10 protein-coding genes are annotated in these 14,235 nt (G+C 37.8%); 2 read left to right on the forward strand and 8 right to left on the reverse strand.

Annotation, left to right across the window (positions count from 1 at the left end; translation table 11 throughout):
* Positions 1-190: 190 nt before the first annotated feature.
* Positions 191-2,113: a molecular chaperone HtpG gene (gene htpG / locus I2F31_RS09025; RefSeq protein WP_195768866.1), complete on the forward strand. Its 1,923-nt coding sequence runs from the start codon at positions 191-193 to the stop codon at positions 2,111-2,113.
* 47 nt (positions 2,114-2,160) lie between these two features.
* Here the strand turns inward: htpG and I2F31_RS09030 are convergent, their stop codons facing one another.
* Both I2F31_RS09030 and I2F31_RS09035 read right to left on the reverse strand, forming a co-directional pair.
* On the reverse strand, positions 2,161-3,093 hold the full coding sequence (locus I2F31_RS09030; protein WP_195768867.1) for a hypothetical protein: 933 nt from the start codon (positions 3,091-3,093) through the stop codon (positions 2,161-2,163).
* 196 nt (positions 3,094-3,289) lie between these two features.
* Positions 3,290-3,913, reverse strand: a complete 624-nt coding sequence (locus tag I2F31_RS09035) for a LysE family translocator (protein WP_195773805.1) — start codon at positions 3,911-3,913, stop codon at positions 3,290-3,292.
* A gap of 571 nt (positions 3,914-4,484) precedes the next feature.
* Here I2F31_RS09035 and I2F31_RS09040 point away from each other — a divergent pair.
* Positions 4,485-5,414, forward strand: a complete 930-nt coding sequence (locus I2F31_RS09040) for a helix-turn-helix transcriptional regulator (protein WP_195768869.1) — start codon at positions 4,485-4,487, stop codon at positions 5,412-5,414.
* A 6-nt stretch (positions 5,415-5,420) separates the two neighbouring features.
* Here I2F31_RS09040 and I2F31_RS09045 read toward each other — a convergent pair whose 3' ends face one another.
* The 6 genes from I2F31_RS09045 to I2F31_RS09070 all read right to left on the reverse strand — a co-directional run bounded on the left by I2F31_RS09045 (position 5,421) and on the right by I2F31_RS09070 (position 14,093).
* Positions 5,421-6,509 carry a siderophore-interacting protein gene (locus I2F31_RS09045; RefSeq protein WP_195768870.1) on the reverse strand — a complete coding sequence of 363 codons (1,089 nt, stop codon included), beginning with the start codon at positions 6,507-6,509 and terminating at the stop codon, positions 5,421-5,423.
* Between the two features lie 7 nt (positions 6,510-6,516).
* Complete coding sequence (locus tag I2F31_RS09050) at positions 6,517-7,737, reverse strand: MFS transporter (RefSeq protein WP_195768871.1); 1,221 nt, start codon at positions 7,735-7,737, stop codon at positions 6,517-6,519.
* Between the two features lie 27 nt (positions 7,738-7,764).
* A complete protein-coding gene (locus tag I2F31_RS09055) occupies positions 7,765-9,915 on the reverse strand; it encodes a TonB-dependent receptor (RefSeq protein ID WP_195768872.1) in 2,151 nt (716 codons plus the stop codon).
* Positions 9,916-10,107: 192 nt separating this feature from the next.
* Positions 10,108-10,773: a DsbA family oxidoreductase gene (locus tag I2F31_RS09060; RefSeq protein WP_195768873.1), complete on the reverse strand. Its 666-nt coding sequence runs from the start codon at positions 10,771-10,773 to the stop codon at positions 10,108-10,110.
* A gap of 103 nt (positions 10,774-10,876) precedes the next feature.
* Complete coding sequence (locus tag I2F31_RS09065; RefSeq protein WP_195768874.1) at positions 10,877-12,040, reverse strand: acetyl-CoA C-acyltransferase; 1,164 nt, start codon at positions 12,038-12,040, stop codon at positions 10,877-10,879.
* A 1-nt stretch (position 12,041) separates the two neighbouring features.
* The gene (locus tag I2F31_RS09070) at positions 12,042-14,093 is read right to left on the reverse strand and encodes a 3-hydroxyacyl-CoA dehydrogenase NAD-binding domain-containing protein (RefSeq protein ID WP_195768875.1); all 2,052 of its coding nucleotides are present in this window, start codon (positions 14,091-14,093) and stop codon (positions 12,042-12,044) included.
* Positions 14,094-14,235: the final 142 nt, after the last annotated feature.

Below are 14,235 nucleotides of genomic sequence, written 5' to 3' on the forward strand. Positions count from 1 at the left end.
CATTAGGTGTTAGCTATAAATTTTAAACGTTAGCTTGAAAAAACAGCTTTATACGGTGGGTATGAAGCTGTTTTTTTATGCGTGTAAAAAGACAACGAGACATAAAAATAAAAAATACACTTGAAATTTTTTTCAGTTACACCATTGATAAAAGCATCTTTACAATAAATCAGATCATTGAGGAAAGATGATGAGCGATCAAAACTCTTCACAAAAACATAGTTTTCAAGCCGAAGTGGCACAGTTACTCCATTTAGTAACACATGCGTTATATTCTAACCCTGAAATTTTTTTAAGAGAGTTGGTGTCTAACGCCTCAGATGCGTGTGATAAGTTACGTTTTGAAAGTATCAATCACCCAGATTTTTATGAAAATGACCCAGATTTACATGTTCGTATTGCTTTAGATGAAGCCAATAAAACCATTACCATTTCAGACAACGGGATTGGTTTAAGTGAACAAGAGGCAATTGAAAACCTAGGTACAATTGCAAAATCTGGCACTAAAGACTTTATGTCTAAGCTAACGGGAGATCAGAAGTCAGATGCACAACTGATTGGTCAGTTTGGTGTAGGCTTTTACTCAGGTTTTATTGTGGCAGATCAAATTGTGGTTGAGTCACGCCGTGCAGGTGCTTCACATGATGAAGCGGTACGTTGGACAAGTGGTGGTACAGGTGATTTTGTTGTTGAAAAAATCAACAAGACTTCACGTGGAACAGACATCATTTTACATTTACGTGAAGATGCTTTGGACTACTTACAATCATATAAAGTAAAACAGATTGTTAATAAATACTCAGACCATATTAGCCTACCTATTCAAATGCAAAAAGAAGTATGGCAAGAAGAGGAGGTCGCTGAAGGTGAAACACCAAAAGGCGGTCAAATGGTTAAAACAGATGAGTGGGAAGCCATTAACTCAGCCAGTGCTTTATGGACACGCAGTAAAAACGATGTGACTGATGAGCAATATGTTGAGTTTTATAAAAACTTAACCCATGCATTTGATGAGCCATTGGTATGGTCGCATAACCGTGTAGAAGGGAATACTGAATATACGCAGTTATTGTATATTCCAAGTAAAGCACCACATGATATTTTTACGCGTGAAGCAAAAGCAGGCATTAAGCTGTATGTGAAACGTGTGTTTATTATGGACGATGCCGACAACCTGATTCCAAACTACTTGCGTTTTGTGCAAGGGGTTGTAGACAGTGCAGACCTACCACTGAATGTCAGCCGTGAGTTGTTGCAAGAAAGTCGTGATGTGAAGCTGATTCGAGAAGGTAATGCTCGCCGTGTTTTAACACTGATTGATGGTTTGGCAAAATCTGAAGATGAAAAAGACCAAGAAAAGTTCAAGCAATTCTATGCTGAATTTGGTTCAGTGCTGAAAGAAGGCCTAGGTGAAGATACGGGTAACCGTGACCGTATTTTAAAAATACTACGTTTTGCTACATCAACCAATGATGAAGTGACAACGTCACTTGCAGATTACAAAGCACGTATGAAAGAAGGGCAAAAAGCCATTTACTACGTGACAGCAGACAGCTTATCTGCGGCTAAAAACTCGCCACAACTTGAATTGTTCAAGAAAAAAGGCATTGAAGTATTATTGATGGCTGACCGTGTAGATGAATGGGCAATGAATTTTGTACATGAATTTGACGGCGTGGCCATGCAAAGTATTGCTAAAGGTGCAGTTGACTTAGGTGACTTACAAGATGCTGAAGAGAAAAAAGCCCTTGAGCAAGCCCAAGAGCAATTTAAACCTGTGGTAGATAAACTCACAGAAGCATTAAAAGACAAAACTAAAGATGTACGTGTAACCACCCGTTTGGTCGATTCACCTGCATGTTTAGTGACCAATGAAGGTGAGTTGTCACCACAGTTGGCACGTATGCTGAAACAAGCAGGTCAAGCTGTACCTGACATGAAGCCAACGCTTGAAATTAATCCTGAGCACCCATTGGTGAAAAAATTGGAGCAAACAGGGCAATTTGATGACCTAGCAAATGTCATCTTTGATCAGGCGGTAATTGCTGAAGGTGGTTTACCAGAAGATCCAGCGGCCTATGTAAAACGTATTAATAGCCTATTGGTGAAGTAAGAACAAAGGTTTGTACCAAAAGGCTTATTTATAAGCCTTTTGGTATTTTAAAAAATCGCTTCAAGTTGCAAGCTAACATTGAAGTTATAACCATCACTAGAGGTGGTGTCTTTATAATAAGAAATATCATTGTCCAAATATAACCACGTACGCCATAAGGGCAAACGCCAGCCTAAATAAGGCCCCCAGCTTTGTAGTTCGACTTCTTTTTTGTCTTTATTATATAAGCCACTGGTATATAAACCATAGGTTAGCTGATAGTCTAACCATAGTTTCTTTTTCATAAATAATTTGTCACTCCAGTTGTATTGTGACTCGTAGGTTTTAATGACAGACAACTGATTAGACATCAGGTCAGAGCTAGTACTTTTTTGTGAGAAATTAAAGTCTGTTTCAGAGTAGTTTTTGCTTTGTGCACCATAGCGAAAGGTTTGGCTGGTATCTAAATTCCAATTTGCAAATAACGGCCAGCTTTTGGCTGCACTCACTTGTACATACACATCTGAGGTAGAGTTAGATCCTAGGTCTAGGTTACTTTGAAACGGTAAAACCTTAGATACATCTTGTAGTATTTGACCAATCCATAACTTTTCTTTGGCTTTAGTCGCTTTTTTTGTGCTGGTTTTTTTCTTTGTTGTACCAAGTGTACGTACTTTATGATGTGCTTTCTCATTTTTTTTGAGGCGTGTGGCTAAAGAGTCTTGGCGAAATACGGCCATGAGTTCATTCGCAAACTCGGGTGAATATGGGTCAAAACCTAAAACATATTCTGGAGTCACAGGCGGTGGCGGTAGGGTGGGCTCTTGTACCTGCTTGGGTTTGTGTACATGGTGTTTTTTTCTGTGGCTGGTAGAATTTTGGTTGAAAGGAAGCCTTGCCCATGTTTTTGCACTTAAAAAAACGGGCATTGTATACAGTGTACACCCCAAAATACATGGAATAATCAGCACACCACAGGTGTTATTGTATAATTGAGCCACAGTGATTCTTTAAAAAATATTTGTACATGATTTTCTACGACACACTTAAAATAAACTGAAAATATACGGTGTTTAATTCTGACCCGAATGCTAGCAATGACATTATATGAGCATAATAGTAAAGTTTGATGTCACTGTTTGATGATTTATGCGGTCACGAACTTATGCTTAATCGTTTTGCTTCATTAAACCCTTGTTAAATGATCATTTTAATCAAAATGCTCGTACCAATGAGGGTAATAATACCACCTGATATATGTGAGATACGTTGCAGATTATGTTGTGAAAGTTTCTGAATTTTACCGGCCAAAAGAGCATATAGGCTCATAATCAAAAGGTCACAGACCACCCAACCAATGATTAATAGACTTGATGCGACAGTAAAGCTGATAGTGTTATCAAGAAACTGGGGCATGAAAAGTAAAAAGAACAAAATGTCTTTGGGGTTGCTTATTCCAACGAAAAAAGCATCTTTAAAAAATTTAAAACCTGTCACTTGTGATGGTTGAAGTAGGGCGTGGGCAGTAAAATTTTTACTGTGTTTTATGGTGCTTATACCTAAATATATGAGATAAATTGCACCAATAATAGAAAGAAATTGCAAGAGATGTGGCGTCAGAATTATTTGTAAGCCAATGCTTGAAATGAGCATGAGTAGTAGAGCTGCAGTTGCACTACCCAGTGCATTAAATAGCGAAGCTTTTTTTCCATAGGCAATGGAATGTTGCACCATTAACAGTGAGTTCGGCCCAGGTGTAATAATAATGGCACAAATGGTGGCTAGATAAGAGCAGTATAATAACCAGTTGATGTCTAGCATGTTGTTTACCTATGGTTTTTATAATTCTAAATTAACGCTTATCAGAGATAAGAATATAGTTGAAAAATCAGGTGGCTAGAGATATTTATGGAATTTTAACACAACTCTAAGCCCTAGCGACTATGCATGATATTACCGCTTTATTTTGTACAGACGATGATTTTTTATAAAATTTGAATCAAACGATTGGCATTTTTAAAACAAAATAAATATCTCAAGTATATAAAACAGCCAAAACTCAGTCTATACAGGTGCTAGATATGTTTACTAAAACTTGAAAGAAAAATTGAAGTTATAAAGTATTGATTTAGTAAATAATCATCGCAAAAATATGATAGCTATTCAATTAACTAAGATAGATCAAACTATTTAAAATAAAGAAATAAGGTTGAGTCTTTATGTGCGTATCAGGTTTGTCATGTTAATAAGCAAACTAATCAAATAGTGGGTTATTCGGTGATGTAAATTATTCTGTTTTTTTAATACATTTAATTGAAATAAGATGAAAGACTGATAATATTTTTAATGAAAATCATTATTGTTTACTCTAGAATCTTACTGAGACTACCATATGTCTAAATTTATTGATATACATAAAGAAATCATAAATTGTTCAAATGGGCTTTATATAGATACTATTTCCCAACTACCAAACCATCAACTCAATCTATTTAACCCATCGGAAGGTCAAGGTTTTACAGAATTGTATGATTTTAATCGTTTGTGCATTGGTAAAGGAAAATATTGGTTAAGAAGACCACTTCAAATGACTGGGAATCGACATTTATTCTCTTTTGGTATCACTTTATTACTTTCAGGTACGCACTACATTAAAAATAGTGATCTTAATCAAGAGTATATTATAGAGTCTCCAAAAATTATATTACGCCGAGGAATCCTTGGGAAACAAACCATTTATCTACAAGCAAATCAAGAAATGTCTTTGCTTACACTTGATTTTGATCAAGATTTATTGGAAAAATTAACACCTCCAGAAGATGCAAGTAACTTTTTTATTCAATTTTTCTTAAATAGTCATTCACCTGCAATACATATACTTGAAATACCCAATAAAGATATACAGCATCACGCTCAATACTTACTCAATTTGCCAACGGCAAAAACTGTATTAGACTTACTTCACTTAGAAGGAGCAACTTTAGAGCTAATTAGTTTGTTGTTAAAAAACAAGCAATATCAGCACCAAGCTCTTTTACCAATTAAACGAGCAATTGAGATTTTAGATGCACAATTTTATAAAAAAATTACTATTCGTGATTTAGCAAAACAAGTTGGTATAAATGAATGTTACTTAAAACAGTTCTTTAAAGAAACGACAGGTTATACCATTGGTGAATACCTCCTCAAAGCACGAATGAGATGTGCTCAATCATTGCTTAAAGAAGGGTTTTCTCTTGAATATGTCGCTATACAAACAGGGTATAGCAGTGCTCAGTATTTAAAACGTGTATTTATGAATTTTTATCACTATGAACCATAAATAATCTTAGATTAATCGCCAGTAGCCTTTAATGTGGTTGTTTTTACTCAATAGATTACGTTGATTACGCAAATAATGTCTAACTTGCTTAGCCGATGTATTTTCTAAAGCCCCCCAAACGTTGTCTATTTTTTCAATATAACTTAAATATTCAATGGCTTGTGTACCTTGTTGTAAGGCATCACAATTTATATGTTTTACAACAGTATTTTGTGGAAATGAGTAACCTTCAAAATAGCGTAAGTCTTCTGTATCGTTACACAGCAAAATAACTATGGGTGATTGAGGGTTCTTCCAGAAATCTAAAATACCCGCTAAAGCAGGATAAGCTGTTTCATCTGCAATTAAGATGGCTTGCCCTTCATGTAAGTGTTCGTGCTTATCATCAGTTTCTGTACGGCTCGCCACGATTGAGCCAATCTGTAACTGCTCTACCCATTGGCTACCGGCACTATGACCATGCGTGAAAATATCAATGTAGCCTTGTTGACTACCAAAAGACTGACGTAATGTATAAAGACGAATATCTCTATTCATGGTTTCAAGCAATTTTTGGCGTTTTTGGCTTGATAAATGCTTCATAACCCACAAAAAGCCACGATCAAATGTATTTTTAATCAGTCCACTTTTATTCGATTTTTTAACTTTAATGGGTTGTGACTTTTCTAAAACTTTTAAGATTAAACCATAGGCATAGCCTGCATAATACTCAGGAAGTGGTCTTTGGCTTTCGATGGTTAGCCTCGTCATATTTTTAGTGATTTGTTTTTTTTCAATCACTTCAAAGTATTGCTTTGTATTATTTGTAAATTCAATTTTTTGTTTAACAAATGAATTGTATGCCAAATATAAAATTTGCTCTTCTAAGTCACCTTGTAATTCAAAGTCTACAAATAATTTATTGAACGCTGAATGCTCACGTACCTGTAACAATATACCTTCTTCAAAAATATCAATGATATGTGCTTCAGAGATTTCCATATTCTTTCCATAACTTTGCGCAATCATTAATAACTCTTTAGTGTGATCTTGGTTCACATGATCCATAACATCAAGTTTTCGATCTTGCTCTTGAATAGTGGTGTAATTCTTCATAATAAGCTCAGTGATTTTCTAAAGGAGTATCAGGCAAAAATTTCCATGTCAGTGCAGTGACAATCAGTGCGCAAGCAAATGTTGAAAAGACAACAGCGGTATAACCAATATGCTGTGCTAATGCCAAGCCAAGTGCTGAATAAGCAAACCCCATAAATACAACTAAACTAAACTGTAAGCTAAAGAAAGTTGCTTTTGCTGGCATGAGAGATGCCCTGTCCATAATTAATGTAGATAGGGCAGACATCAAGCCAGGGTTGGCAATGAAATAAGCGAAAATAGCACTGTAAACCATTACTTTATGGGTATAGCCCAAAGTCAGTGGAATAAATAAAAGAAGTGCACTTGCCTGTAGTAAGGTCAATACAATCAGTGCAAACTTACGGCGTAGTTTATTAATGAGAAAACTTGCTAAAAATGCTGAGAATATACCCACAATCGAACCAAATATCTTAGTTGCAAATCCAATATCTGTAAGTGACCATTTTGCATCAACCAATAAAGGGTTAAGCATTCCAAATACTGCTGTAAAACCGATTGGATAAATAAATAATAAACAGAACCAAGTTTTATGTTGTTTTATAAAAACTTTAATTTGCTGTGCAAGACTTTTAAATTGTTCTGAAACATTTTTATGTGGATTTTCATAAATACTTTCAGGTTCCTTATAAAAGAAAATTTGTACATTTGAAATCGCAGTTAAAAATGCCAAGATCCATAGTGCACCTTGCCAATGTAGCCAAGGGTATAAAATAAGAAGTAATCCACCACCAATAATATTCCCCATTAAATTGCTTGAATATTGAATGCTGTTTGCAAACTGTCTTTCAGAAGCAATAAATATTTTACATGCCAATGCATCAACTGCTACATCTTGTACACTCATAAAAAATGTATAAATAATAAACAGTGTTAAAATTGTAGAAAAATGTCGTTGTATATCTAAGAAGCCACAAATAAACAGTAAGGTAGTCATCATAAATTGGGCTAAGAGCAACCAAGATCGATATTGGCCTTGAAAGTAGACTCTAAAGCTATCAACTAACGGGGCATATAACACCTTTCCTAATAACGGCAATGCTACTAAATTAATTAAAGCAAGTTTATCTAAAGCAATACCGCTTTGCCTGAGTATGGCGAATGTTGCTGAAATAATAAAGGTAATGCCAATGTATTGTGTTGTATATACACTAATAAGTAATGGCCATGGTTTTTTATCATGATTCATGTGCAACATTCCGAAGCCAAAAATTAATTAAAAGTTAAATGACATAGACAGTTTGAGTGTACGTGGTGAACCTTCAGAGAGGTAATATCCAGCATAAACACCAGTCCAATAACTTTTATTCATTACATTCTCTACGCCACCAATAAACGTGGTTTTATGTCCAGAAATAGATGTAATATAGCGGGCGCCTAGATCCCAACGAAACCAACTTGGAATCTGTTTTGTGTTTGCTGTATCTACATACTCACTGCCGGTATAAATCGTGTTGGTGGTCAAGGTTAATCCTTGTAATTGTGCAATATCCCACTCTAAGCCAAGATTGGATTGCCAATGTGGCACACCATAAGCTCTATTTCCGTTATAGGCATCAGATGCAGTTTTCGTGGTAATCGCATCTATATAACTTATGCCACCGAGTAAGCGTACATCTGTTGTGATATTGCCCGCAGTCGTCCACTCTATACCACGATTACGCTGTTCACCATCTGCGTTATAGCTATTACTCGATTTATCATAGATCATGCTTGGTTTATTAATTTGATAAAGACTTAATGTATTTCTAAAGGCTCCATGTTCCCATTTTGTGCCAAGTTCATACTGCTTGGTTTTATAAGGTGCAAAAACTTGGCCATAGTTTGTAGCAGTTGTTACTGTAACTTGATCACCTTGGCTTAGGCCTTCGATATAGTTACCATATAGAGAAATAGAGTTATTCCAAGGCTTAATCACGAATCCTATTGCTGGTGTTACTGCACTCTTTTTATAAGATGTTGTTCCTGTAATCGCTGTTCCACTATTTGTCCAACTCTGGCTTTTTACATTTTGGAAACGCGTTCCAAGTAGCAGTTGATACTTGTCATCGACAAAAGAAAGATTATCGGCAAGTGCAACACTCGACAATGTAATTTCTTTAGTTTTTGGTACGAAAGTTGGATCATTTGGAAACAAATTATTATTGGTTGGTGCGTAGATATTTGACTTCCATGACAATGTACTGTAACCCGAGTCTGTATTTTGTTTTTCTACATTTCCGCTTAATACAAGATTATGATCAATAACGCCAGTTTTAAACTGCCCACGTAGACCCAGCTCTCCTGAAGTCGTATGTGTAATATTCGTGATATTACGTCCAATCGCAATACAACCACCATCTGTACTGTTTACAGTACATAGTGCATTATTTGCAATTGCGCCATGTGACTCTTGCTCTTTGGTGCCACTACTGATATACGCTGTCCAATTTGGTACAAAATCATATTCCGCATGTCCAATAATGGCTTTTGTTTCACTACTTGCGTATGCACTCTGCATAATATTCGTAGAAGCTTTTGGTGCTTTCAAAATAGAAGAGGTTGTAAAATACGCCATTAATGGCATACCGCCTTCATATTTTTCTTTAATATAATATGCATCTAATGATGTTCTTAACCGATCTCCACGATAATCCAATGCAATGGATCCAAGTGTTCGGTCTTCAGTTTGTCCATCAAGCGTTGTATCTCCATGACCTTTCACTGCATTTACACGAACACCAAACTTATTACCTTCACCAAAGCGATGTCCAACATCTAAATGTCCATCAATATTTGATTTTGATGTATAGCTTGTTGTAAAGCGTGTCATAGGTTCGTCTGTTGCACGTTTAGGTACTAAATTGACTGTACCACCGACACTTCCGCCAAGAGACATACCATAAAGCATCGCACTTGTTCCACGCAATACTTCTACACGCTCTAAAAACTCCGTTGGTGTACGATTATGTGGGCTTAAACCATACAGGCCATTCCATGCAAATTCTTCAGTTGTGACATTTAAACCACGAATATTAAAATACTCACCTAAACTATTCCCCCCAAAGTAATTGCGTACAGAGGGTTCATTTGCCAATGCTTCTGCGACACTTTTTGCTTGATGATCTTCTATGTATTTTGCTGTATAGCTCGCTGTACTAAATGGGGTGTTAAGTGTATCTTTATTACCCAACATACCAATTTGACTCTGACGACTCACTTGCCCAGCTGAAATTGTATTTTTCGATTCTTTGCTTGCTTCAACAGTAATTACGGGTAGATTGCTATAATTTTCTTGTTTTGCCTGTGCCACTTGAGACAACATGATGCAAGTGATACTAAGCCCCAATACAGATAATTTTAATTTAAAACCTAACATGTTATTCATTTTGCGCCTTGTTATTATTCAAGCATAAAAAGTTACGCAATATTACTAATAATCATTCTCAATGAATAGGAGTGATCGGGAGTAATTTATAAAAATAGGTAAAGTTATTGAAATTTATAGTTTTAATGATAGGGTTGATTGGGTATTTATCTTATTAAAAAAAGGGGTGACTCTGAAAGCCACCCCCTAAAATTATTTTGCCTCAGTGGGTGTGTCATCTGCATTGGCTTGGTCGTGACGCACTTTAGTGATCACATCTTGCAAGACTTGTGCAGGCTGTGCACCTGCTAAAGCCACACGTTGGTCAAATACAAAAAATGGTACAGCTGTTACTTTGAGTTTATCTCGTGCTAATTCTTCATCATATTTTACAAAATCGGCAAAGGCATTAGAGTCTAAAACATCTTCTACTTCGCCATGTTCTAGGCCAATACGAGAGGCAATTTCATCCAGTACTTCACGCTCACCAATGGCAAGGCCTTCGGTCATATAGGCTTTAAAAAAGGCTTCTTGTGCTTCTGAACCTAGATTTTTACTTTGTGCCATATGAATAAGACGATGCGCATTAAAGCTGTTGCCTGAGTTGGCTTTTTGCCATTGAAAATCAATGCCTTCTTCAGCAGCCATTTCTGCAATTTTGCGTTGCATGTCTTCAACATCTTCTACACTGCGTTGGTATTTAACTGCTAAACGCTCGGTGTTAGACGATTGATGTGATGTGGGTGCATCTGGGTCGAGTTGGAAACTGTGCCAGTAAATTTCTAATGGTTCTTGCATTTCACTTGCAACGCGTTCTAAGCGTTTTTTTGCAATATAACAAAATGGACATACGACATCTGACCAAATATCTACACGCATCTTTTTTTCCCGAAAATATTAAATTGACCGTTGTATACATGGAGGTAAAGTATTAAAAGGCAAGGTAAGAAACTTAGCCCAAGCCCATAATATGTACACCTCGTTATATTCTTTCGATGATTGTACACATCCCCTGACCTAAAGGCATGGCTAAATTGGCTAAACCAAACTGATGGTCTTGCTGTTCCATACCGTGTAGCAGTGAGGTGAGCAGATGTAGCCCTGTTGCACCACTGGCATCACCGAAAGCAATGGCACCACCGTAGGGGTTAATGGACTGTTGTTGCTCTGACAGTTGTAAAGCCTGCACCGTGGCAAGGTATTGGCTGGCAGAAGCTTCATGTATTTCAAAATGCTGTATGTCTTGGGTGCTTAGATTGGCTCGTTTTAATGCTTTTTGTGTGGCAGGTACAGCTGCAAATGGGGCAATCGCAGGGTCACAACTCGCCACGGCATTGGCTCGAATCACGGCACGTGCTTTTAAGCCACATTGCTTTGCGTAGTGGTGTGACATGACTAACATGGCAGAAGCACCACTTGCAGGCACAGTACTGTTGCCTAATGTAAGACTTGCATTTGGCAAGTGAGACAGTGTTGTATGTTGTTTTAAGTCGAGTAGTGATGGGTCTGCATCAACGGTTGTATCTTCGATACATAACATCGCTGAACCGTCATTGGCTTGACCCTCTAAAGCAATGATCTGTGATTTTAGTAAGCCTCTTTGCTGTGCAAGTTGTGCTTTTTGCCGTGAAGCAAAGGCCATTTGGTCTTGTTGTTCTCGGCTAATCTCATACATATTTGCCAAGACATCATGGCTATACGCACTGTGCTGTGCCATAGATGGGTAATATTTACTGGCTTCAGTCGATGCCTGTGCGGTGGTTAATGGCGTGATATGCTCTAGACCTGCCAGTACAAATACATCGGCTTGTGCTGCCATAATATGTGCAGTGGCATGATGCAACGCCTGCATGGATGAACCTGTTAATGCATTAATGCTATGGGCGTTAATCTGTGTGGGGAGTTGGGCCAATAAGCCAACACGCCGTGCAATATTTTGGCTTTGTTGTTGTTCTTGGTGCGCACAACCGAGCATCAATGCATCTATATCGTTCAGGTCAAAGCGATGGCGTTGTAAAAGTCCAGTCACAACTCGTGCAGCCAATTGCTCGGGTTGTAGGTGTTGAAATTGTCCCTGATATACAGGTGTCATGGCACTACGGGCACAATCTACAATAACGATATCGTGTGGTTTGATTTTCGACATGTTAAACCACTCCCTGCGTATAAAATAATTGCTGTGTTGATAGTCTATGTTGAATCTCGGCCGGTGCGTGGTAGCTCTCACCTAAGTGAGCATAGCGGTTGCATAAAGCAATATATTGTTCTAAACCAATGTGTTGTATGTAATAGCACGGCCCGACATAGATGTCTGGAAAGCCAAAACCATGTACTAAAGCAAGATCTGCTTGTTGAGCATTTTTGATGATGCCTTGAGTGATTGCATGGAGTGTGGCATTACATAATGTAATTAAAACACGGTCAATAATGTATTCATTTTCAACCACATGAAAAGGTTGCTCGCCATACAATACATCATATACGGTATGGTTAGTTTGGGCTTTTTGGGCACTATTGTCGTAACGGTAAAAGCCAAACCCGTGTACTTTACCTAAATGCCCTTGCTCAACAAGGTGTTGAATCGGTTTAGGAATAATGGCTTGTTTGCCACGTACATTTTTTTCGACAGCAACATATTGTTTTAAACCAACACGGTCAATCAGTGCCGCAGGGCCTTCTAAAAAGCCAAATTCTTGTAGGGCGTGATCAATACAAGCAAAGTCGATGCCTTCATGGATCAGATCAGACAGTATAGTGATATACGCCGTTAAAATATGCTGACTAAATAAACCCATTTGAGGGCTAACTAAAATAGGCATTTGACCGAGTTGTTGTAAATGGCTAGAAACTTGAGTGAGTGTATCTTGGCTCACTTTGGTATGTGTAACTAACTCAACCAATGGTGTGTGGTGTGGGCTTGTAAATTGATGCATCACCAGTACGTGCTCGGGTTGGTCAAGTTGTTCCGCCAATGTTTGTGCTGAAAGTATTGGACTGTTGACTAATACCACAGAGTTTTTTGCCACTTGGGTTTGTATGTCTTTTAAGCGAGCCACTTTGGTATTTAAGTTTTCTGCCACGAGATCAAAGACATACTCAATGTTAGGGTTAAGTGGGGTGTAGCGAGTATATATAGTTTGACCAGACCGATCTGATGTTATATGGGCTTTTTCAAGGGCTTGCTCAAATGTACTGTGGTTAAAGTCTTGCCCTGTGTCTTCAACATAGACTTGTAACCCTTGTTTAAGAAGATGACCAAGCCATGGTTGATAGCTGTTGACCACACAAGCCACGGTGTGTAGCGCTTCTGATTGATGTTGCTGTGTGAGGTATTGTGAACAATATTGTGTGGTTAATGCTTGGGCTTGCCATGTGTTGTTTATTTTTAGGTAAGCCTGTTGCTCAAGCTGTTGTGCCTCTGAGCGTGTTAAATTGACGGACTGCTCTAATGTGTCGAGTAAAATTTTGTAGGCAGGGTAATGTGCCAATGGCTTTTGTTGGTAGGTCTGTGCTCGTGCCTGATCAAAAATCATAAATTGAGCAATACTGCTCAGTTGAATAGGCTGTGTTTTGTCGAATGGTTTAGGTTGTTGCTGTTTTAATTGTAGATACAGCACTGCACTGTTGAGGGTATCATCTGTCGTGATTTGGGCATCTGCAAGCCCTAAATGAAGTAGCTTCGTGGCAGTGTATGGGCTGTGCTGTTGTAAAGCATCAAGGGCAGGTTCAAGGCCAATCAGTCGAGGCAGGCGAACGCTTGCACCCAAATTCAGGCTTTGTCCAAAGCTTGGTGCTGCTAAAAATAGTTGTGCTTGATGAGTGCAGATGCGGTAATCACTACATAGAGCAATTTCAGCGGCAGGGCCAAATACCTGTTGTTCAATCAAAGCCACCGTTGGAAAGCTATAGTCTTCTATACGGTTAAGCTGCGTCTGAAAATGGGTTAAATGCTCTTCGCTACAGGGTGTTTGTAATTGTTGTTGATAGTACTGACACAAGGTTGAAAATGAGCAGTGTAAGTCTAAAAGCAGTAACCCTGAAATATGGCGTTCGTTGTCTAAACAATTTAAAGCGTTGTCTAAATCATTAAAAAAGTCGCTGTGAAAAAGCGTTGTATTATCCTGTGGCACTTTAAAACGTAGTGCTGCAATATCCTGTTCTAATCGTTGTATGCTTATCGCAGGGCCATTATAAATCATGCCCTAATCTCCTTATGTGTGTATGAGTATGACCACATGCCCATGTGATAGGTGTTAAAGGGTGTTATTTTAAAATAACTGAACCTTTACGTTTTGTCTGTATGTTGTGGGTTTAAAATCTAAAATTTATGCTCGTGACTAT

Source organism: Acinetobacter rathckeae, from assembly GCF_015627125.1.
Classification (GTDB): Bacteria; Pseudomonadota; Gammaproteobacteria; order Pseudomonadales; family Moraxellaceae; genus Acinetobacter; species Acinetobacter rathckeae.